We start from the raw sequence: 22968 nt of genomic DNA, 5'->3' as shown, positions 1-22968 counted from the left end.
TCCTCTATTCTTTCATGACACGTTCGTGAATTTCGGTGACGACTTTGCGCGCGGATTCGATGCCTCCGGCCATCCAGGCCGGAATGTAGCTGATGTGCTCGCCGGCCAGGTAAATTCGGCCATCCGGCTTGCATAAGGTTGGATACAACGTCTTGCGTTCGTCGGCAGAATAGCTGCCCCAACCGCCCAGGTTATACTTGATGTTTTTCCAATGCACGGAGAAGGAGGCCTCGAATTCCTTGTGGTACTGCGGGTGGATTTTGGCCCCTTGGCTTAATGCGTAGCTTTCACGCTCCGCAAGGGACATTTTCCCGAGCTTGTCGGCGTTGGCGCCCGTTACGTAGTAACCAAGCAAAACCCCTTTTTTGCCGAAATAATTAGTCGGCGGGTAATACATCTGGGTAATATCCATATTCGTCAGGGAGCTTCCGCCGTAAATCTGCTCATCCTCCTCCCAGAAGCGGCGTTTGAACTGAAGGCCGATTTTGCCTGCGGATACGTAGTTAACTTTGGAGATGGCGTCCGCCATTTCAGGGGAGAAGTCGGCCGGGATGCTTTTTAGCACCGATAAGGGAATCGTACAAATACAGTAATCCCCGGTAATTTCCTTGGTTGCGCCGGTTTCCAGATGGGTGTACGTGATGCGCACGCCGCTTTCGTTTTGCCGAATTTCCTTGACCTCGGAATGGAATTGGATACGATTGCCCAGGCGCTTCTCGAACGCTTTGGCAATATGGTCGATCCCGCCTACCGGGTGGAACATCATCATCTGCTGGTCGTACGAATACTCGTTGCTGAAGAAATTGCCGAAGCCGGAGGTGATGATCGATTTCATGTCGAACGGGTCGCGGCGTACGCCTGCATCCAGCTTGCCACCCGGTTCCTCGATATAGCCTCCGCGCTCCGACCCCTTATAGAACAGATCGGCGTTCAAGTCGCCCTCGCGCTTCAAGTATTCAACCAGCTTCGCCTTTTCCTCCGGAGTCAGCGGGAGATCGAGTGCGTTCTGGTTGACCGCTTTGGCCAGCATTTCCGCTACATACCCTCTTACATCTGCTTTGGCTTCCCGTTTTCGGACTTTGCGCCCCGATAGCTCGCCTGCGTTCTCGTTGTAGTAGTAACCGTGCTCGTTAACATTGTTGAATGGCTCGATGGCAATTCCGAATTTGCGGCAGTATTCCATCGTGACATGGAATTGTGGAATCCGCATAGGCCCTGCGTTCAGGTACATGGCCTCTCCTTCGTCGAATCGGGCCACCTGTTTGACGCCGCCGATCTCGGTGACGGTCGTTCCCCTGCGCACGGTCCAGATCCGGCCCCCTGCACGGGCTCGCGCCTCCAGAATGGTGCAGTCATATCCGGCCAGCCCAAGCTCGTAGGCTGCGGTCATCCCTGCGATGCCCCCTCCGAGGATGATGATTTTTTTGCCGCTGCGGTGAGTGGAAGACAAATCGCCTTGATTCGGAGGGGTGAATTCGGCTGCCTTTAAAGTATCAGGCGAAAGCAGGCCCAGCGTCCCCATGACGCTAAATACGGCTGCGGACCCGCCGATTTTACCTACGGTGGTTAGAAACTGCCTTCGGGTCATTTCTTTCGTTGGTTCCTTTGTCTCCATGCTCCTCGACTCCTTTAGGGTAAAGTGGTTCAACCTCACAACGAGATCGTACCAAAAAAATTTTTATTTGACTTCAAATTTGTAAGGTTTTCTAACATTGTTTTTTTGTTTTTCGAAAATCATTGCAATTTCAAAGCGGTTTTTGTTAGAATCGACTCAAGAAATGGGGGAAAACGGTTCGTTTATCTTTTCATCGGCCATAATACTTAACATTAAAATTACGTAGGAGGTAATTATGATGGAAGAAAAAGTGATGAACATCGGAATCGTTAAGGAGTTAACGGGCTTATCGGAGAGACAAATTCGCTACTATGAGGAGCGCAAGCTCATCTTTCCCGCCAGAACGAAAGGAGGAGCTCGAAGGTATTCGTTCGAGGATGTCAAGAGGCTTCGCGAAATCAATGAAAAGCTGAGGGACGGCTTCCACACGTTCGAATTAAAAGCAATGCGCCCGTTTAAAAGCATCTAGCGGATCACACAAGGAGTTACATGCCTCGGGCTCAAGGGGCAAACCTTAAGGGAAGGTTGGTGCTGGCCATGCACGATGACAGATTGATGACCTTGACGGAGCATTTAGCCGAGCTGCGTAAGAGGATCTTGCTGGTGCTGCTGGTGACGGTTGTCACAATGGCGGCAGGACTATTTATTGCACCCCGAATTTTGGTATATTTAAAAAGCGTACCTCCAGCCTCCGCTATAGCCTGGAATGTCTTCTCCCCGTGGGATGGACTCCGGATTTATATGAGCATTGCCTTGGCATTCTCGCTGGCAGTTACGCTGCCCTTCGCGCTCTATCAGCTGTGGAAATTCGTGACGGTCGGGCTCAAGGCGAACGAGCAGGACGCCGCGTTGAAATATATTCCTTTTACAATCGTTTGCTTTGCTGCAGGCTTCAGCTTTGCTTATTTTATCGTGTTTCCCATGAGCTTTCGTTTTGCGACAGGAATCGCCCAAAGTCTGCAATTTACGGAAACGTACGGCATTTCCCAATACTTCGGCTTTATGTTTAACATTGTAATTCCGTTAGCGGTGGCTTTCGAGCTGCCGGTTGTTGTTATGTTTTTGACCAAAATTGGGATACTGAACCCAAGGCGGCTGCATTCCATGCGCCGGTACGCTTATTTGACGCTGGTTATCGTGGCCAGCTTGATTTCGCCTCCGGAATTGCTGTCGCATCTAATGGTGGCTGTGCCATTGATAGGCCTTTACGAATTCAGTGTCTGGCTGTCCGGCATGGTATACCGCAAGCAGCTGCAGCTCCGTGAAGCGGGAGGGCTGGAATCGGCGGCATAAAGCTGTCTTGGATTGTTTTGGTCATGAAAGGGGTGGAGGCATGAACGAAAAGGACTATATGATGCTTCTGTATGTGGCGGAGGAGCAGAGCTTGACCAAAGCGGCGGAGCGTCTATATATCACCCAGCCGGCCTTGACGTACCGCCTCCATCAGATGGAGCGGGAGATGGGCGTCCCCCTTATTGTGAAGAACGCCAAAGGGACGAGGCTGACTCCGGAAGGCGAATATTTGGCTGAATATGCGAAAAAGATGCTCGATGAGCTTGCCAGGATGAAAGAGTATATCGTTAACATGCGCAACGAGGTCAAGGGGAGTCTTCGGATCGGAGTGTCCAGCTACTTTGGCTTATATAAGCTGCCCCCGCTGCTGAAGAAGTTCAGAGACTTGTACCCGGAGGTTCAGCTTATTGTCACCTGCGCCTTGAGTACGGAGATTCTGGAGCTGCTGTCGCGGGATGAGATCCAGGTGGGAGTGATTCGCGGCGATTATCCTTGGTTCGAGGGCAAGCACCTGCTTCATGACGAGCATATTTGTCTTGTATCGCAAGAGGAAATTCAGTGGGAAGACCTGCCGCGTCTTCCCCAAATTTGTTACAAGCAGCCCAAAGTTCAGACAAGCAGCTATTCGCAGCTGCCGTTCAGCGAGACGATCAATGCGTGGTGGCGCGAACGCTTTCATGTTCCTCCGCTGATCACCATGCAGGTGGACAGCTATGAGACTTGCAAGGAGATGGTCAAGCATGGGCTTGGTTATTCCATCATTCCCGGGATTTTCGTGACGGAGGAGGATGGGCTGCATAAGGTCGAATTGTACCGGAAAAATGGGGAGCCGATGAAGCGCAATACATGGATGGTTTACAAGCAGTCCTCTCTGCAGGTAGCTACCGCTGAACGGTTTGTATCTTATATGAAGGAAGCGCATCCGCAATAAAATGCAGCACTCTAAGTAGATTGCAGGAGCCGCCCGTGCTAAACCCATTCATATAGAAAAATGCGAAAGGTACTAGGTGGGGTATCTCTTGGAGGAGCGATTGCGCCCGCCTTTGCTCTCGGGAAATACCCGCTGTAAAGCGAATATGATCAAAATTTGTCCGAGAACAACAGCGGCCGGGGGATGATACCCCACGGGGGTACTTATGCTATTTTCATATTTCAGGTTTTGCAACAGAATAAGGACCTAGCCACAGGCTAGGTCTTTTTAGCATTACAGGGGTTTATAAATTTTGGAGCAGCTTCGAATCCAAGGCCCCGCCTTGTGGGGCTGCTTCATTCCCCAGGCCCAGTTAACACCGGCCGCTATGCATAATTATTCTATAGCCTGTTAGACTCAGACCAACCCGAGAGAGGATGGAAATGAAGATACAGAAATTCCCACCACTTCAAGAGTAGGGAAATCTCATGAAGTGAAAGCGCGAAAATGTAAGCAAGGAAGCGGTTTAGTTGAGAGTCTCATAAAAATTTTTTAGGTCAACCGCTAAAAACTATTCATTTTACTTATTGGGGGTGCCGATTTACAATAATTCAAATAAGTTGCATAAATATTCGGTTGCATTTCAATTCGAGGAGCATCATAAAAACCATATCTTGGGACATGTTAGGTGGGAGCAGCAATGAACAATACAGAATCGAATGAAGCAAAGGCGGCCCTTCAACAAGCGGTGGACGCGAGGGATGAATTGCTCAGAGGCTTGGCGTCGCTGATTCATGCCAATCCGGAGCTGAGCTTTCATGAGCATAAGGCTCAGCAATGGCTGACCGCTCCTTTGGCGGAAGCGGGCTTTCAGGTGGAGAAGGGAATCGCCGGTTTGGAGACGTCGTTTCGCGCGACATGGGAAGGATCGGCAGGAGGGCCAACCATAGCGCTGCTTGCCGAGTACGATGCGCTTCCGGCAATAGGACATGCTTGCGGGCATAATCTGATCGGCACGGCTGCGGTTGGAGCGGCGCTGGCGTTGAAGGATGCCTGCCCCGACCTGCCGGGCAAAATCATCGTGCTGGGAACGCCGGCGGAAGAAGAGGGCGGCGGCAAAATCATCATGTGCAACGAAGGCGTGTTCGACGATATCGATGCGGTGATGATGGTTCATCCGCAGAGCAAAACGATGGTGCTGCGGGGAGCGCTGGCTTGCGTAGATGCGACCTTCACCTTCCACGGGCGGCAGGCTCATGCCTCCTCCTCGCCGGAGAAGGGAATCAGCGCACTGGATGCGATGATTAATGCTTTTGTGGCGATCAACTCGATTCGCCAGTTCGTGAAGGAGGATGTGCGCATCCACGGCATTATTACGAAGGGCGGAGATGCCCCGAATGTCGTGCCGGAGCTGTGTGAGGCTGTGTTTATCCTGAGAGCGGCCACCGTCAAAGAGCTGGAAACCGTAAGGGAGAAGGTATACAAGGCGGTTCGGAATGCAGCCGAAGGAGTGGGCGCTACCGTCGATATTGCGGAAGGGCTTATCTATGCGGAGAGAAACAACAATAAAGCGCTCGCCGCTTTATTCCGGAACAATCTGGAGCAGATGGGTATCGAGGTGTGCGATCCTCCGAAGAAAGGCGGCATCGGCTCCTCGGATATCGGCAATGTAGGCCAGGTGACGGCTACCATCCATCCGTATATCCGTCTTGGAGACGCGACGACGCATACGCCGGAGTTCTGCGAGCTGGCCGGATCGGAAGCGGGGATGATCGAGATGAATCAGGCGGCCAAGGCGATGGCGCTGACCACCTATGATCTCTGTGTCGACAAGGAAGCGCTCCGGAGCGTTCGTGAGGAGTTCGAGCAGTGGAAACAGCAAAGCGGCGGGGGGCAAGCACATGGATAACGCAATGGCAGGCAAGCGCAAATGGCTGAAAATGCCGCATACTTATGTGATTTTGATCATCCTGGTCTTCGTGGCCGCGGTATTGACCTATGCCATCCCCGCAGGGAAGTTTGAGCGGGTGAAGGATAAGGTGACAGGGAAATCGCTGCTGGTCACCGGGTCCTATCATCACGTGGATGCAAGCCCGGTAAGTCTTGTCGACATACCTAAAGCTATCGTACATGGACTTATAGATTCTGCAGATGTCGTATTTTTTATCTTTATCATCGGCGGAGCGTTCCAGATTATTTCTTCTACAGGAACGATCGAGGCGATTACGGGCCGGGTGGCCCGGACGTTCGCGAGCAAGGGAGTCTGGGTAATACCGGTCTTCTTATCTTTGTTCTCCGTAGGCGGCTTCACGATGGGGATGTCCACGGAGGTAATGGTGTTCGTGCCAATCGGCATAGCCATCGCCCGGGCGCTCGGCTACGATGCTCTGACAGGGACAGCGATGATCTCGCTTGGGGCCTCCTGCGGCTTTACTGCAGGGATTCTTAATCCGTTCAACGTCGGCTTGGCCCAGGCTATCGCTCAGATTCCTATGTTCTCCGGAATGTGGCTTCGAATTATTTTGCTCATTTGCTTGATTACCATAACCAGTCTGTACATTATCCGTTATGCAAGGAAAGTGAAGAAGGATCCAACTCAAGGACTGGTTCACGAGCTAGAGCAAGAGGCGGAAGGCACCGGGACGAAGCTGGACTTCTCCCATCTTCCGTCCATGCAGCTGAAGCATTACTTGACTATTTTGACGGTTGTCGCGGGCTTCGGGCTCTTGATCTGGGGCGTATCGAAAAAAGGCTGGTGGATGGAAGAGCTGGCTGCCTTGTTCTTAACGATGGGGGTCTTGTCCGGATTGTTCTCGGCCTACGGCCCGAGCCGGATTGCCAAAGAGTTTGTAAAAGGAGCCAGCGCAATCACCTACGGCGCCTTCATAATCGGTTTGGCCAGAGGTATTATGGTCGTACTGGATCACGGAAATGTCATCGATACGATCGTGAACAGTCTGTCCATTCTTGTAGGCGAGCTTCCGAGCTCGATTCAGGTCCTGGGCATGTATGTATTCCAAAACGTCATGAATGTCTTCATTACATCGGGAACCGGGATGGCGGTTACGACGATGCCGATCATGGTTCCGCTGTCCGATTTGCTCGGGGTAACGAGACAGACGGCTGTGCTCGCATTCCAATTAGGCGACGGATTCACCAACATGATCCTGCCTACCTCCTCCGCGTTAATGGGAAGCTTGGCCGTGTCGGGAATTCCGTATCAGAAGTGGGTCCGCTTCTTCTGGCCTCTGATGGCGACCTGGCTTGTAGTGGGAGCCATCTTCGTCATCGTTGCCAATATCATTCATTACGCATAACAAATAAAAGGTTGTTCCGCGGGTCCTTTTTCAGACTCTGGAACAACCTTTTTTAAATAATAACACCATTTGTAAATTTACGGGTTTGCACAAAGAAGATGCATCTGCTTAAAGCTAAGTTTCACTTTGCAAGGATAGTCTGGATTTAATTACCAATGGTTTATTTTGCGAAAATATGGTTCCCGATTTGAATGGTTTGCGGTCTGGTCCATATCCAAGCGCTGGTCGCTGTTTTCGGGTTAAAATAATACAAGGAGCCATTAGAAGGATCCCAGCCGCGTACGGCGTCCTGGGCAGCCAAATAAGCCGTGCTGTCAGGCATCAAATTATATTGGCCATCCGCTACTGCGGTAAAGGCGCCCTTTTGGAAAACGACGTCTTTAATACTATCTCCAAACTTGCCGGATTGAATACGATTCATAACGACGGCGCCGACGGCAACCTGACCTTCGTACGATTCACCGCGGGCCTCGCTGTAAATAACCTTAGCCAGAATGTCCAGCTCTTCACGGTTCAAGGAATGCTTCTTCAGCTCGGACCAAGTCATATCTCCTACCACTCCGTCCGGATTTAAGCCGAAATTGCTTTGAAATCCTTTGACTGCTTGGGCTGTATTAGATCCGTACAAGCCGTCCAAGGGCAGCTGGTAAAAGCCGGCCAGCTTCAAACGGAACTGCAGATCCCAGACGTCGCCGTTGGCGCTGCCTTGCTGTAGTAATGGTGCTGCTTGAGCTGTATATGGGGTAATTCCTACTATATTCGTCAACAATGCAAACCCGAATAGGAAGGCCAATATTCTCCAATTTCTTCGTTTCATACGGTATCTCCCCTTTCGGATAAAGATTATAGAGGCTGTATGAACGAAGATTCAACCAGCATTTATTGGAATATCCTAAAAAATGCTTGCCGGGCGCGGGTTTATCCCACTTTATTAGTGGGGATTAAAATCGCTTGCAGATGCGAATTCGATAGGTTCCTAGGTTTGCTATAGCGAATGGTTGGATCCAGAAAAAGGAAATAAGCTTATGCTTTTAAACGATCACAATATACGTGCATAGCCTCCCGCAAAAAGACGGACAGCCCCTCCTTATGCTTATCAATGTTGGCTGTAAATCGCTCATCCTCCACGTACAAATCTCCCAGGCCGCGGAAAATGTCCGGTGTACATTCGTAAAAGTGGCTTGTGATCCATTCTCTAAGCTCCGCCACTCCTTCCTGTACTTGCGGGTCCTCGGGTCCGTTATCCATCGCGGCAATGATCTTGGCATAAATTTGCCGTGATTGCTCCATAATATCGTTCCAATCCTGAGAGGAATAGCCGCCGGTCTTTTGCTCGACGGAGTCCATCATAGCATCTCCATACCGTTGACGCGCTTCCTTGGCGTATTTGCGTTTGTGTTCTTCTAACGGAGTCCTGTCAAAGGACTCGAATCGTTCCTGGTTGCTCATTTGTCGTTCTCCTTCCATAGCTTGAATCGTTTTGTGAACCGTTTCGATGATGCTGTCGAGCCGCCGCCTCTTCTCGAGCAATAGCTCCCGATGGGATTCCAGCGCCTCTTTCCGGTCGAAATGGGGGTGGTCCAGAATGTCTTTGATCTCCTTCAACGAAAACCCGATCTCGCGAAAAAACAATATTTGCTGTAAACGTTCCAGCTCACGATCGGTATAGGCGCGGTATCCCGCCTCATTAACTGAATCGGGAGAGAGCAGTCCGATTTCATCATAATGATGGAGTGTCCGGACGCTGATGCCGGCAAGATCGGCAACTTCCTTCGTTTTGTAGGTCATATCATCACCTCCTATTTCATCATAGGGTATTACGTTACGTGAGAGTCAACAGGCTCGCCGGTCCTTTTTGTATGATCCTGGTGGAAAAATTCGATGAAACCGCTATTAGCATTTAGTTTGGCTTTAGAAGAGCTGCTTATAGTCAGAGTCGAATCGAATACTATTGTACCGGTAAAGGTTGTGTATTGAGGCTCCGGGCTGTCTCACAGTGACAAAGTCAAGGCCCCGCTTGCGGGGCTATTCGGCATGCCGGAATCTGCGAGTCAGCTTGCCGGACTGCCTGGCTCGAGTTAGGGCTTCTTGCGATAAGGGTAAGGAATAACAAGGACTAGCCCTAGAGCAAAATAGGGAGAAGAGGATGATTATGGACTATTTCGGCTGAACGCAGCCCAAACGAGGTGATGGCGTGTGATTCGAATGCTGGGTTTTCTCCAGCCTTACCGGTGGCCGACAGCAGCTGTGCTCGTCTTGATATTTCTGCAATCCTTGTCGGATCTGTATCTCCCGACCTTAATGGCGGATATTGTGGACAAAGGGATTGTGGAAGGCGACATCCCCTACATCTTCCGAATCGGGGGATTCATGCTTCTGGTGGCGGCGGGAGGCGCAATATGCTCTGTCGCGGCAAGCTTTCTTTCCGCCAGGACGGCATCGGGCTTTGGCCTTAACGTGCGGAGCCGGGTGTTCTCCCATGTGGAAAATTTCTCCCTTCAGGAGTTCGACAGGATCGGCACGGCTTCGCTGATTACGAGAACGACCAACGATATTACCCAGGTGCAGCAAGTGCTGACCATGATGCTGCGAATGATGATCAGTGCTCCCATGATGTGCATTGGGGGCATCATCATGGCGGTGAGTAAGGATGCCACGCTGTCACTTGTTCTGGTCGTGGTTATTCCGGTGCTTGCGGCGGCCATCGCCATTATCGCAAGCCGTGGAATGCCCTTGTTCAAAGCGCTTCAGATGAAGCTGGACAAGCTGAATCTGGTGCTGCGGGAAGGGCTGACGGGAATACGCGTCATTCGTTCCTTCAACCGGATTGAGCACGAGCAGCAGCGATTTCAGGAGGCCAACCGGGATTTGACGGCTACCGCTACGAAGGTGAACCGCATTATGGCAGCCATGATGCCGGTGATGATGCTGGTCATGAACTTCTCCTCTATGGCCATTATCTGGTTCGGTAGTATCCGGATCAGCACCGGTCATATGCAGGTAGGGGATCTGATGGCTTTTTTGCAATATGCGATGCAGATTATGTTCTCACTCATTATGATGTCGATGATGTTCGTCATGATTCCTCGAGCTTCCGTCTCGGCCGGCCGCATTAACGAAGTGCTGGGCATGACCCCGACGCTGGAAAATCCTGCGCATGGCCGACAAACGGGAGAGAGGAAGGGCTACATCAAATTCGACCAGGTTTCGTTTAGCTATCCGGGGGCGGAGCAGCCGGCCCTCTCGAATATTTCCTTCAGCGCCAGCCCCGGGGAGATTACGGCGATTATCGGAGGGACAGGGTCAGGCAAATCGACGCTGATCAGCCTCATTCCCCGATTTTACGATGTAAGCAGCGGCAGCATCCGTGTGGATGGGGTGGATGTACGGGAGATGACGCAGCAGACGCTGCGCGAGAAAATCGGCTTAGTCCCGCAGAAGGCCGTGCTGTTCTCCGGAACCATCGCGGACAATATCCGCTATGGCAAGGAGGATGCTACTGACGAGGAGCTGCGGCATGCGGCAGCGGTCGCCCAGGCGACGGAGTTCATCTCCGCTATGCCGGAAGGCTTCGACTCGGTTATTGCCCAAGGAGGGACGAACGTATCGGGGGGACAAAAGCAGCGTCTCTCCATAGCCAGAGCTCTGGTCAGAAGGCCGGAAATTTACGTGTTCGACGACAGCTTTTCCGCTCTTGATTTCAAGACGGATGCTAAGCTTCGCGCTGCCCTGAAGGCGGAGACCGGCGATGCGACGGTCATTATCGTGGCCCAAAGGGTGAGCACCGTCATGGACGCGGACCGGATCATCGTGCTGGAGGACGGACGTATTGCCGGGATAGGGAATCATCAAGAGCTGATGGCTTCGTGCGGGGTGTTTAGGGAAATCGTGGCTTCACAGCTATCGGAGGAGGAACTGTCATGAGCGGACCGCATAGAGGGGGCGGCGGCCCAGGCAGAGGCCCAGGAGGAGGACACGGAGGTCCCCGAATGGGAATGCCCGTCCAAAAGGCCAAAAACTTCAAGGGCACGCTGAATCGCTTGCTTCACTATTTAAAGCCTCATCGTTATGCGCTGCTCATGGTTCTTCTTGCTGCCATACTCAGCACCGTGTTCAGCATCGTCAGCCCGAAAATTATGGGGAAGGCGACGACCAAAATTTTCGAAGGCGTCATGCTGAAGCTGAAGGGTGTTCCCGGAGCGGAAGTCGACTTTGGTTACATCAAGGATATTTTACTGCTGTTGGCCGTCTTGTATATCATTAGCGCAGCCTTCAGCTATATGCAGCAATATGTGATGGCCGGAGTCGCCCAGAAAACCGTCTATGGCTTGAGACAGCGGGTCAATGAGAAGCTGTCCAGGCTGCCGCTGTCGTTCTTCGATTCCCGCGCCCACGGCGAAATCTTGAGCCGGGTTGTCAACGACGTTGACAATATAAGCAGCACGCTGCAGCAAAGCTTGACCCAGCTGATTACCTCCTTGGTCACGCTGGTCGGCGTTATTGTCATGATGCTGACGATAAGCGGCTGGATGACGCTAATCGTATTTCTTACGCTTCCGCTCAGCTTTCTTGTTACGAAGGCGGTAGCCTCCCGTTCGCAGGCTTTCTTTGCAGGACAGCAAAAGGCGCTTGGAGAGCTGAACGGCCACGTGGAAGAAATGTATACGGGCCACCGGATCATTAAAGCGTTCGGACACGAGGAGAAATCCATCGATAAGTTCAACGAAATTAACCGCAAGCTGTATCAGTCAGGCTGGAAGGCGCAGTTTGTGTCCGGGATCATCATGCCTTTGATGAGCTTCATCAGCAATATCGGCTACGTGCTGGTCAGCGTCGTCGGCGGGATTCTCGTCACGAGAAGGGCGATTGAGATCGGCGATATCCAGGCATTTATTCAATACACGCGTCAGTTCTCACAGCCTATCACCCAGCTGGCCAATATCGCCAATATTATACAATCGACCATCGCTTCCGCAGAGCGCGTCTTCGAGCTGCTCGACGAGAAGGAGGAGGTGCAGGAGGCTTCGGAGCCCAAGCACTTGGAGCGTCCCAAGGGCGAAGTGCATTTCCAGGACGTCACGTTCGGGTACAAAGAGGGCGCCGTCTTGATCGAGCATATGAATATCGACGTCAAGCCGGGTCAGACCGTTGCCATAGTAGGCCCGACGGGAGCGGGCAAAACAACGCTTATCAATCTGCTGATGCGATTTTATGAGCTGGGAGGCGGCCGAATCACGATTGACGGAGTCGATATTACTGACCTGAAGCGGGGGAACCTGCGCAGTCTGTTCGGCATGGTGCTTCAGGACACCTGGCTGTTCAACGGCACGATTCGCGATAATATCGGCTATGGGCGTGAGGGAGCTTCTGCCGAGGACATCGTGCGGGCAGCGAAGGCAGCGCATGCCGATCATTTTATTCGGACCTTGCCGGACGGCTATGACACCGTGCTGAACGAAGAGGCTTCGAACATCTCTCAAGGGCAGAAGCAGCTTCTGACCATTGCCCGCGCCATTCTGGCCGACCCGGCGATTCTCATTCTGGATGAAGCGACGAGCAGCGTAGATACGCGAACGGAAGTATATATTCAAAAGGCGATGAACGAGCTGATGAAAGGAAGAACCAGCTTTGTCATTGCCCATAGACTCTCCACGATCCGCAACGCGGATATGATTCTCGTTATGAACAAAGGGACTGTGATCGAGAAGGGAACACATGAAGAGCTGCTGGCCGAGGGCGGCTTTTATGCCGACTTGTATCTCAGCCAATTCACGGGGAAAGACTCGCAGAAGGATATCGGGTAAAGCCGCGTGGATGTTGGGAAACGGCCGCCGGGCAAGCCTCCATTAAAGAAGGGCTATCGGCAGCAGGGATCAAGGATGAGCTCCTGATTTTGGGACAAGCTAATGCAGGATGATTTTACATAGGGACAGGAGAGAAAAGGATGCATAAAGAAACCGACTCAGGGCAGCGGACGTTGACTACCCGTCAGGGACATCCGGTAGCGGATAACCAGAATATTCGCACGGTAGGCAGCCGGGGGCCAAGTACGTTGGAGAACTACCATTATCTTGAGAAAATTACTCACTTCGACAGGGAGCGCATTCCGGAGCGCGTCGTCCATGCGCGCGGTGCAGGAGCTCACGGAGTATTTGTAGCTTACGGGAAGGTTGGAGAAGAGCCGGTATCCAAGTACACCCGGGCGAAGCTGTTTCAGGAGGCGGGCAAAGAGACGCCGGTGTTCGTAAGGTTCTCGACGGTGATTCATGGCGGTCATTCTCCCGAAACCTTAAGGGACCCGAGAGGCTTTGCCGTCAAATTTTACACGGAGGACGGGAACTGGGACTTGGTCGGGAACAATCTCAAAATTTTCTTCATCCGAGACCCGCTGAAATTCCCTGACATGGTTCATGCCTTTAGGCCCGATCCGATCACGAATGTGCAGGATATGGAGCGCTTCTTCGATTTTGTGTCGATGAGTCCAGAGGCTACCCATATGATTACGTTTGTGTACTCCCCTTGGGGAATTCCCGCTAACTACCGGCAAATGCAGGGCTCCGGCGTCAATACATATAAGTGGGTGAATGAGGCGGGAGAAGCGGTGCTGGTGAAATATCACTGGGAGCCGTTAAAGCAGGGCATTAAAAATTTGCTGCAAAAGGAAGCCAACGAAATTCAAGCGATCAATTTCAACCACGCCACGCTGGATCTGTATCAGGCCATTGAGCGGGGCGATTATCCCGAATGGGAGCTATGCGTACAAATCATGTCCGATGATGAGCATCCCGAATTGTCCTTTGACCCGCTGGATCCCACCAAACTGTGGCCGACGGATCAGTTCCCGCTGCTGCGTGTAGGCAAAATGACCTTGAACCGCAATCCGGTCGATTATTTCACGGAAGTGGAGCAGGCGGCATTCGGGACCGGGGTTCTGGTAGACGGTCTGGACTTCTCGGATGACAAGCTGCTGCAGGGCCGTACCTTCTCCTATTCGGATACGCAGCGGTACCGGGTCGGGACGAATTACTTACAGCTTCCGATCAATGCGCCTAAAACCCATGTGGCAACCAATCAAAGCGGGGGGCAGATGCAGATCCGGCCGGACCGGGCCCCGGGGCAAAATCCGCATATCAACTATGAGCCTTCCTCTCTAGGCGGGCTGGAGGAAGCGAAGCGGCATGGCAAGGAGCATGAGCCGCACTATAACGCCAAATTGACCCGCGAGGCCATTCCGCGAACGAATAACTTCGGACAAGCGGGCGATACGTACCGGGCTTTTGAAGAATGGGAGCGTGAAGAGCTGATCTCGAATCTGGTCGATGCTTTGTCGAAGTGCAGCGAAGGCATTCGCGAGAGGATGATCCGGCATTTCACGGAGGCGGATGCCGATTACGGCAGGCGAGTAGCCGAGGGGCTGTCCAATGCGGACCGGAACCGCATCGAGAGCGGTCAGACAGATCCGGCACAGGCGGTCCGCAAGGCTCAGCAAGAGGGGCACAGTGCAGGTCCATATTAAAGGAAGGCGGCGGGCTTAGGAATCGGCCCGCCGCCTTATTATTGGGGTTCCCTGCAAAGCACCTGAATCAGCCCCAAGCTAAGGCGCTATTTTGCAGGGTTATTTAGCATCAGAGGCCGAGAGAAGCTTCCATCTAATGCCAGTCATGCACACCCTAAGCAGGATTAGCTGCGCAGCTCATTATCCATCGCTTCGAGCAGGCTGACCGCTTGCCGTTCAAGGGCAAGCACCGACTCAAGAATCGGCACGGCTTGCCCCACCGCGGCAGGAGAGTTAGGGTCACCGCCGGAGGGGAAGGGAAACAGGCTGCGCAAAGGCAGGAGCCGGCGAGCAATATCCCCGTACAGAACGGCTGCCTCCCGGAACAAGCTGCGAATGCGTGCGTCCCGTTCGTCGGAGCCGTTCCATCCGTCAGCCAGCTCGTTCCAGAATGCGGCTGCAAAATGCCGGGCGTCCTGAACGAAGGCGACGTTATAGGAATGACCGTTAGGCTCGATCGCTCCGCCGCGGAACGCTTCGATCCAGGTCGAATAAGCCGCAAGTCCCCGAACCGTTCTCGGGGCTTCCTCCTCTATTCCCCTATAATGATCGAGGATCATGCGCAGCGCACCCTGCAGCATCGTACGGTCATCCGTCTCGAAGGAATCCTCAATGGCAAGAATGAATAGATCCTCCAGGATCCCCCGTCCGAGGTTGTCATAGGAAATAGCTTTCTCTCTGCACAATTCCGCAGCCATCAGCTGTCGCTGTTCATCGTCATAGCCGTAGATGACTCCGAATTCGGGGATAAATAGATCCCAGGACAGCACCGGAAGCCCACGGTCGATGGAACGGTGGATGAGCTCCAGCGCTTCGGGAAGCGCTTTGTGCAGCGCCCTTTTGTGCATCGCTTGCTCCGTTAGCAGGGACGGATCGACCAGGTTGGCATTTGGTCCCGGACCATCCTTCCGGAGCCCGTCAACGAAACGGCAGCGGAAGCCCAGATTGAGCAGCCCCTTGGTGAGAATATCTCCGAAGTTAAAGCTGGTCGGTCCGCCGATATGGACGTCTCCCGGCCCGATATTGATGCGAAAGGCGTGGCCAGTCAAGCCCATGACCATAGGAAGGGAGAAGGCTTTGTCCGTATAGCCCAGAATGCGATGAATAGCTGAGGCGGCCGATGTCCAGGTTCCTCCTTCGTGGCTTGCAGCGTTGTTAGGCAGCAGAGTCTTTTTCATAAGTCCCATATCCCTTCTGTTTTTCATGTAATGATCTACAGAAATACGGAGCTTTTCCTGAATCACTTTTTTACGGCCCCGGGAAATAAGCTGATACACATTGGCGGAAGAGAGCTGAAACAGCTTGGCAATCTCCTGAGGAGACAAGTGGTCGAAAAAATGCGATTCGAAGATTTGCCTCTCTCTGCGGTTGAGACAGCCTAATATGCCGCCGATCGTATCCATCAGCTCCCGCCGGAGCAATGCTTCTTCCGGATTCGTCTCTTGCCCGGCAGGAGGCCGTGATTGGGAGAGACGGTGCAGGATGTAATCGAGATCGCGCCAGGTATCGTCCGAGGGCTCTATGGACCCCTGGGACGGTGCCAGGGCGGAGAAGGACTGCTCTTTGGCGACGGAACGGCTCCTTAGCCTGGTGTATGCCTGGTTGCGCACGATCCGGTGCAGCCAAGGGAGGAACCGCTCGGTATCTACAAGCGTCCCGAGATGCAGAAAAGCCCGAATCAGCGCATCCTGCACGATATCCTCCGCCAGGAAGGGCTCCTGAGCTATAGAACGGGCATAGCCGTATACCTGGGCTCTATGTCTTCGTATCAATTCCCCGAAGGCCTCGCGATCCCCGGCCTTGGCCTGCTCAACCAGCAAGCGGTCATCCCTTTCATCAAGCTCTGGAACAGCCCCTTCTTCATCCCGGGGGTCCAGCGGTGTAAATGATGCAGTGCTCAAGGAAATCCTCCTTACGTAGATTCTTGTTACATTGACGCTTCAGGAGCGGGTATTCTGACAACGCCGGCCAAAAAATAAAGGTGTGGATCATGATTGACTTTATGTGAACCCAAATGGTCGGAACGGGTTGATTTATAGGGGCTATGCTCTTTGATTATTTTACCATCTATTTCAAAAATGCAGCGCGGTTTTGCTTGAACAGCCATGCGAAAAAAGCCGCCCTCGCCGTAAAGGAAGGCGGCCTGCTTAAGCTTTGCGAAGCTGCTTGCTAACCCAACAAAGAGCGCCGAAGCTTTAATACTTGATGCAGATGGTAGAAACCTCGCTGTAGAAGTCCAGGCTGAACATCCCGCCCTGACGGCCAATGCCGCTTTGCTTCTCACCGCCGTACGGCGTTCTCGGATCACGCAGGAACCAGGTATTCACCCAGGTCAGCCCGGCTTCGATCTGATGCGCTACCCGGAAGGCCCGGCTGCTGTCCTTCGTCCAGATGGATGCGCTAAGACCGTAGTGGGTATCGTTAGCGAGAGCGATGACCTCCTCCTCGGTATCAAAAGGCTGCACGGTGACGACAGGACCGAATATTTCCTCATTGACCACCCGGCATCCGGCATCGACTCCGGTTATGATGGTCGGCTCCACGTAGAAGCCCCGATCAAGTCCATCGGCGCGATTTCCGCCGGTTTCGATCACGCAGCCGTCCTCTCTTGCGGACTGGATATAATCCAGCACCCGATCGTAATGCTGCTTGCTGATGAGCGCCCCGATGTTCGTATTCGGCTGGAGGGGGTCGCCCACCGTTTGCTGTCGCGTGCGTTCGATGAATTTCTCCAGGAAGTCTTCATAGATCGGGCGCTGTACATAGATCCGCGAGCCGCACAAGCACACGGCGCCTTGGTTAATAAAGCTGCTGCGCAGCGATGTATCGACCACTTCGTCCAGATCGCAATCCGCGAAGATGATGTTCGGGTTTTTGCCGCCCAGCTCGAACGATAAGCGCTTCAGGCTGGCTGATCCGGCCTTCATAATGCTTTTTCCGGTGGTTGTTTCCCCTGTGAAGGCAATCGCGCGCACATCCGGATGCTCGGAGATCGCTTCCCCTACGGAACGACCGGCCCCGTTCACGATGTTGACGACACCGTCCGGCAAACCGGCCTCCTTGCAGATTTCCCCGAGCAGCGTTGCGGTCATAGGCGTCCAGCGGGCCGGCTTCAGTACGACGGTGTTGCCCATGGCAAGGCACGGCGCAAGCTTGGCGCTGAGCAGAAGAAGCGGCAGGTTCCAGGGATTAATCATGCCGACGACGCCGAGTGGCCGGCGTACGACGAAGTTCATGGCGCCGGCCTCGCTGGGATAAGCCTCCGTTCCCATGGTGGAGATGAAATTGGCATAGAAATGGTAGCTTCCGGCGGCACGCGGAATGTCTACATTCGTTGACAGCCACAGAGGCTTTCCTGTATCCAGCGTTTCGAGCATGGCCAGCTCGTCTTTGCGCTGCAGAATCAAATCGCCGATCCGGCGCAGTATGGCGGCGCGCTCACTCAGCTTGGAATGCTTCCATCCGCCGTCGAAGGCCCGCTTGGCAGCTTCTACGGCCAGATCGACCTCGGCTTGGCCTCCCTCAGCCACTTGACCGAGCACCTCCTCCGTTGCCGGATTGATATTATCGAAGGTTTTGGGCTCCTGGGAATGAACGTACCGGCCGTCAATGAAATGCAAGCAATCCATACCTTTCACGATAGTTTCCATTTTCAAACTCCTCCTTTAGGATCTTAGGTTATGAGGCTTTAGCCAGTATCGGCGCAGGGGACCGATCGTTCGTTATCATCCTGCGTCACCCAGCGGGCCGGACAGCGCCTGAGTCAAGCCCGCTTGGAAACGGTGCGCTCGCGATGCAGCCTCCGGTAATGATTCGGAGTCATGCGAATGCTGCTTTTGAAGGTTCTATAGAAGGTGGACAGCGTTTCAAACCCGATTTCAAAACAGATGGATGCGATATCCTTGTCGGTCTCGGCCAGAAGCTTTTGCGCGAGACGCATTCGAACGTCCGTGAGGTATTGATGCGGAGTCATCTGGTATACTTCCTTGAAAATGGTATTCAAGTGCCGCGTACTGACGCCGAGCTTGGCGGAAATATCATCCGGGCCTACAATTTCGAAGTAATGCGTATCGATATAATGGCGAAGCTTCTCGGCCCGGAGGCTGTTCACGACGGCTGCCTCGGTGGCTGGCTGATAGCGGACGAGCAGAAGCAGCAGCTCGGATAAATACATCGTATTGGCCAGCTTGTTCAGCAGGTTCTCCCGCGTCTGCTCGAACAGCATTTTGCGCGTCAGCTGCCGCAGCTCCTTGCTTCCGAAGCCGCCAAGCCGGACGAGCCTGGAACGGTCAAACTGGGAGCGCAGCAGAGCCTCACGGACGCTTTCATCCAGCATCGCTTCGTCAAATTCGAGCACCAGCACGGTCATCCGGCTTCCGGAAAGCACCGAATGGCTCGTTCGCGGGACGATGACGACGCCCTGATCCTGTTCGAAGTCGAAGCTCCGCCCATCGAGCATCACTCTTCCTTTTCCCTCCAGAACATACAGAATTTGATGGATATCATGATGGTGCTCCTGCATAATCTCGCCGTCGTTGTGACGCATTTCATACAAGTGGATTCCAACCATGAAACAAGTCAGCTCCTTGCAGTCTTGGCACGCCCGTACAAGAACAGAACGACAAGTATGACAAGACCGTAAATGATTTGTTTTCCTGCGTCCCTCATGTCCAATAACGTAAGAATACTCATCAAAATATAGAGAATGACGGCTCCGGCAATCGGCCCCGCATAGCCCCCGCGCCCTCCCATAATGGAGGTCCCTCCGATTACGACAGCGGCAATGGACGGGAGAAGCAGCGTGTCCCCCATTCCGAGGAAGGAGAGGCCGTAGAAGCCGACGGACATCATGCCTGCCAGCACGGCAAACAATCCGCTTAGCGTATACACCAGAACGAGGATCCTCTTGTTATGGATCCCTGATAGGTGCGACACGGTAGGATTCGTCCCGATAGCATACATTTTCCGTCCGAACGTGGTTTTGCCAAGCAAAAGCACAACGGCAGCGGCAAGAACCAGCCACACGAGAAGCGCCAGCTTGATCCCGAACACAGAACCCGTACCGAGATAACGCAGCCAGTCGGGTGCTGCTCCTTTAGGGTTGCCGTCGGTATAGACGTACGTTACGCTTTTCAAAATACTGCTCATGGCGAGCGTCATGATGATCGGAGAGATCTTGAGATACGCCACGCCGAGGCCGTTCAGCGCTCCAATGGCGATGCCTGCCGCCGCCATGATGATGGCTGCGGTCCCGCCGCCGTAGTTCGAGGCTGCTTGAGTCATGATGACAGCCCCCAGGTTCAGCATGTAGGCGACGGATAAATCAATGCCTCCGGTCAAGATGACCAGGGTCTGGCCCATCGCCAGAATGCCCAGAAAAGAAGAGATCACGAGCAGCTGAATCAAATGATCCGCAGAGAAGAACTGCGGCTGCATAATCCCCGATATCCCATAAAGCCCTGCGGTAGCCGCATAAATTTTCCAAACCCCTGTATGGCGAAGCGGTGAGGCAAGCGCTCCCGCCGCACCGGGGCGGGTGGAAGCCGGTTTTAACATATCCGTACTCATGAAGGCCCTCCTTATAGTTCTGACTAGAGCCAAAACCTGCTTCATAAGCCATTCCTTTTACGATGAACTGGCGGAGCCTGATGCCTGGGCAGAGTCCGCGTAGCGGGCTGCGGTCCGTTTTCTTTGCTTCTGAAGGATGCTCACGGCCAGGGCGAGAATAAGGATGATCCCTTGAACGGCATTTTGATAAAAGGACGGGACGCCCCAAAAAATCAACAGACCCAGCACGAGCGACAAAATGGCGGCTCCGGCCACCGATCCAACATATCCGCCTTTACCGCCTGACAAGGCTGTGCCTCCGAGAACGACGGCGGCGATGGAGTTCAAGGTGAACAGGCTGCTGCCGAGCGGATCGCCGGAAGCGGTTTGGGCGGTGAGCAGCAGACCGGCGCAGGCCGAGAACAAGCCGGCCATCGTATACGCCCATACTTTGGTGCGCCGAATCGGGACACCGGATATGAAGGCCGAGTATTCGCTGCCGCCGATGGCATAGATGGATTGACCGAAGCGGGAACGGCGCAGAGGCACCCAGATCAGAGCCATAAAGACGGCCAGCACGATAGCGGAGACCGGGATATAGGTAAGCACGCGCCCGGTTAGCAGGTCGGTATACGCTTCCGGCACCTTGCCTCCGGCCGTAGGGCGAATATATAACGCGATCCCGCTATAAATGGAGGCGGTCGCCAGCGTCACGATAATCGGCTGCAGCCTGCCGAATACGATGATCAGCCCGTTAAGGAGCCCTGCGGCGCATCCGATGGCCAGCACAATGAGATGGGTAAGAACAAGTCCGAAGCCGGTATGGCCTACCGATACAGAAATGGGATCCATGATCGTAGCCGCTGCGGAATTCGTCAGCCCGATGATCGCCCCGATGGACAAGTCGATCCCGGCGGTCAGCACGACGATGGTTTGCGCCAAAGCGGCAACGGCTAATGTAACGACCTGGTTACAAATGGATTGCGGTCCGTACCTTGTGAAGAAATCGTACTGATTGAAGGCGAACAATACGAGGATGGCCAATAAAATGAGATAAGCCATGGCCGCGTCCTTGTTTCTTCTTATCAGCGCGCCGAAGGGTTTGCGATGTGGAGCTGGTTTCATCCTGTCAGGTCACCTCCTGTAACGTTAGGCGATGCCAAGAGCGGCGTGAATCATCCGCTCCTCGGTAATGCTCCTACCTTCCAGTAAAGCCGCCATCCGGCCCTGCTTGAAGACGGCTACGCGATCGCATAGCCCGGCCAGCTCCGAAAGCTCGGTGGAATAAAGGAGAATCGCCATCCCTTCCTCTGCGAGCTGCCGCAGCAGCCGGTAAATTTCCGACTTGGTCCCTATGTCGATGCCTCGGGTGGGGTCAGCCAGAAGCAGGATGTCCGCTTGCGTCAGAATCGCCTTGGCAATGACGACCTTTTGCTGATTGCCTCCGCTCAAGCCGCCAACCTCGAGATCGGGGTGGGATGTCTTGATATTCAATAGCCGGATCATCTCATGAACGGCGGTCCGTTCCTTGCCGGCTTGAATGAATCCCAGCTGCTGCCGATGCTGAAGCGTCATCAAGGAGATATTCTCGCGAACGGAGCGGGACAGCAGCAGACCCTCGTGCTTGCGGTCCTCGGGAACAAGCGCAATGCCGGCCTCGATGGCGGCCGCCGGCCCGGTCAATGCGGCCCTTCGCCCGTATACTTGAACCTCTCCGCCGGCGATGGGACGTAAGCCGAACAGCGCCTCAAGAAAGGGGCCTTGCCCATGCCCCTGAAGTCCTGCGATGCCGACGATTTCTCCCTTTCGCAGCTGCAGATTTATGTCGTAAAACTGCCCTGTGCTGGTCAGATTACGGACATCTAGAGCGATTTCGTCCCGGCGCCGGGCACTTTTGGCCGGATACGTCTCGTTCACGGTCCGACCGGCAATCCAGCTTACTATCTGTTCTCCTGAGACGGTTCCCCAGTCGAAGGTGGTCACATAGCGGGCGTCCCGGAACACGGTGGCGCGATGGGCGATCCGTTCCAGCTCATCCATGCGATGGGAGATGAAGATAGCCGTTGTGCCCCGATCGGTGAGTCTCCGGATCAGGGAGAACAGCAGGTCGACCTCCTGCTGGCCCAGCGCCGAGGTGGCTTCGTCCAGCAGAATGACCTCGGGGTCGCGGGATAACGCCTTGGCGATCTCGACCAGCTGCCGTTCCGCGAGCGTCAGATCGCTGACAAGCGTTTCCGGTTGAAGGGTCAGGCCCAGATCCCGGAACAGCTCTCCGGCCATGACATTCATCCGGGCAAAATCGATCAGCCCCCATCGCGTCTTCGGTTCATGTCCCAAATACACGTTCTCCGACACGGTAAGGTCGGGAACGAGGGAAAGCTCCTGAAACACCGCGACAATCCCCCGTCGGGCGGCATCGATGGGGGAGCGAAACCGCATTTCCTCGCCTTTGAATCGGATAGAGCCTTTATCGGGGGAAACAACGCCGCACAATAGTTTGACCAGCGTGCTCTTGCCGGCGCCGTTCTCGCCGAGCAGTGCGTGCACTTCGCCTCTGCGGCAGGAAAAATCGCAATCGATCAAAGCCTGCACGCCGCCGTAGCTTTTGCTCACCTGCGATACTTCAAGCAGGACTTCCTCCGGTGACACGGGTTGGTTTGCCGGAGTCAACGGATGATTCTCGGTAGGCATCCTTGGCACCTCGCTTTGGTGTGGGTGAGGGGACCGACCG

18 protein-coding genes are annotated in these 22968 nt (G+C 53.9%); 8 read left to right on the top strand and 10 right to left on the bottom strand.

Annotated elements, in window-relative coordinates; all coding sequences use genetic code 11:
- Positions 1-4 precede the first annotated feature (4 nt).
- A complete protein-coding gene (locus GGC63_RS15360) occupies positions 5-1615 on the bottom strand; it encodes a flavin monoamine oxidase family protein (protein ID WP_192703049.1) in 1611 nt (536 codons plus the stop codon).
- 238 nt (positions 1616-1853) lie between these two features.
- Here GGC63_RS15360 and GGC63_RS15355 point away from each other — a divergent pair, with 238 nt between their 5' ends.
- The 5 genes from GGC63_RS15355 to GGC63_RS15335 all read left to right on the top strand — a co-directional run bounded on the left by GGC63_RS15355 (position 1854) and on the right by GGC63_RS15335 (position 7135).
- Positions 1854-2084, top strand: coding sequence for a MerR family transcriptional regulator (locus tag GGC63_RS15355; RefSeq protein ID WP_079911235.1), 231 nt, complete (start codon positions 1854-1856; stop codon positions 2082-2084).
- 68 nt (positions 2085-2152) lie between these two features.
- On the top strand, positions 2153-2908 hold the full coding sequence (gene tatC, locus GGC63_RS15350) for a twin-arginine translocase subunit TatC (protein ID WP_192703048.1): 756 nt from the start codon (positions 2153-2155) through the stop codon (positions 2906-2908).
- Positions 2909-2948: 40 nt separating this feature from the next.
- Entirely contained in the window at positions 2949-3839 is an 891-nt protein-coding gene (locus GGC63_RS15345) for a LysR family transcriptional regulator (RefSeq protein WP_192703047.1), read from the top strand.
- Positions 3840-4518: 679 nt separating this feature from the next.
- Positions 4519-5727, top strand: a complete 1209-nt coding sequence (locus tag GGC63_RS15340) for a M20 family metallopeptidase (RefSeq protein ID WP_192703046.1) — start codon at positions 4519-4521, stop codon at positions 5725-5727.
- Positions 5720-7135 (top strand): YfcC family protein, encoded by a 1416-nt coding sequence (locus tag GGC63_RS15335; RefSeq protein WP_192703045.1) that lies wholly within the window; start codon positions 5720-5722, stop codon positions 7133-7135. The genes GGC63_RS15340 and GGC63_RS15335 overlap by 8 nt, the downstream gene beginning before the upstream one ends.
- A gap of 160 nt (positions 7136-7295) precedes the next feature.
- On the opposite strand, the gene GGC63_RS15330 is transcribed toward GGC63_RS15335, so the two are convergent.
- Positions 7296-7952 (bottom strand): cell wall hydrolase, encoded by a 657-nt coding sequence (locus GGC63_RS15330; RefSeq protein ID WP_192703044.1) that lies wholly within the window; start codon positions 7950-7952, stop codon positions 7296-7298.
- A gap of 206 nt (positions 7953-8158) precedes the next feature.
- Positions 8159-8923 (bottom strand): MerR family transcriptional regulator, encoded by a 765-nt coding sequence (locus GGC63_RS15325; protein WP_192703043.1) that lies wholly within the window; start codon positions 8921-8923, stop codon positions 8159-8161.
- Positions 8924-9340: 417 nt separating this feature from the next.
- Between GGC63_RS15325 and GGC63_RS15320 the strand changes: the two genes are divergently transcribed.
- From GGC63_RS15320 to GGC63_RS15310, 3 genes are all read left to right on the top strand, one after another.
- A complete protein-coding gene (locus tag GGC63_RS15320) occupies positions 9341-11059 on the top strand; it encodes an ABC transporter ATP-binding protein (protein ID WP_225948256.1) in 1719 nt (572 codons plus the stop codon).
- Positions 11056-12939, top strand: coding sequence for an ABC transporter ATP-binding protein (locus GGC63_RS15315; RefSeq protein ID WP_192703041.1), 1884 nt, complete (start codon positions 11056-11058; stop codon positions 12937-12939). The genes GGC63_RS15320 and GGC63_RS15315 overlap by 4 nt, the downstream gene beginning before the upstream one ends.
- Positions 12940-13079: 140 nt before the next feature.
- Entirely contained in the window at positions 13080-14651 is a 1572-nt protein-coding gene (locus GGC63_RS15310) for a catalase (RefSeq protein WP_192703040.1), read from the top strand.
- 164 nt (positions 14652-14815) lie between these two features.
- Here GGC63_RS15310 and GGC63_RS15305 read toward each other — a convergent pair whose 3' ends face one another.
- The 7 genes from GGC63_RS15305 to GGC63_RS15275 all read right to left on the bottom strand — a co-directional run bounded on the left by GGC63_RS15305 (position 14816) and on the right by GGC63_RS15275 (position 22928).
- Positions 14816-16591, bottom strand: a complete 1776-nt coding sequence (locus GGC63_RS15305) for an RNA polymerase sigma factor (protein WP_225948235.1) — start codon at positions 16589-16591, stop codon at positions 14816-14818.
- Positions 16592-16617: 26 nt separating this feature from the next.
- Positions 16618-16797, bottom strand: coding sequence for a hypothetical protein (locus GGC63_RS15300; RefSeq protein ID WP_192703039.1), 180 nt, complete (start codon positions 16795-16797; stop codon positions 16618-16620).
- An 88-nt stretch (positions 16798-16885) separates the two neighbouring features.
- Complete coding sequence (locus tag GGC63_RS15295; RefSeq protein WP_192703038.1) at positions 16886-18340, bottom strand: aldehyde dehydrogenase; 1455 nt, start codon at positions 18338-18340, stop codon at positions 16886-16888.
- Between the two features lie 113 nt (positions 18341-18453).
- Positions 18454-19260: an AraC family transcriptional regulator gene (locus GGC63_RS15290; RefSeq protein WP_192703037.1), complete on the bottom strand. Its 807-nt coding sequence runs from the start codon at positions 19258-19260 to the stop codon at positions 18454-18456.
- A gap of 8 nt (positions 19261-19268) precedes the next feature.
- Entirely contained in the window at positions 19269-20258 is a 990-nt protein-coding gene (locus GGC63_RS15285) for an ABC transporter permease (RefSeq protein ID WP_192703036.1), read from the bottom strand.
- A gap of 57 nt (positions 20259-20315) precedes the next feature.
- Positions 20316-21362: an ABC transporter permease gene (locus tag GGC63_RS15280; RefSeq protein ID WP_192703035.1), complete on the bottom strand. Its 1047-nt coding sequence runs from the start codon at positions 21360-21362 to the stop codon at positions 20316-20318.
- A gap of 24 nt (positions 21363-21386) precedes the next feature.
- Positions 21387-22928 carry a sugar ABC transporter ATP-binding protein gene (locus tag GGC63_RS15275; RefSeq protein WP_192703034.1) on the bottom strand — a complete coding sequence of 514 codons (1542 nt, stop codon included), beginning with the start codon at positions 22926-22928 and terminating at the stop codon, positions 21387-21389.
- Positions 22929-22968: the final 40 nt, after the last annotated feature.

It is taken from the genome of Paenibacillus sp. OAS669, assembly GCF_014873645.1.
In the GTDB taxonomy this organism is placed as follows: domain Bacteria; phylum Bacillota; class Bacilli; order Paenibacillales; family NBRC-103111; genus Paenibacillus_S; species Paenibacillus_S vulneris.
This window is presented reverse-complemented; position numbering and strand designations above follow the sequence as displayed.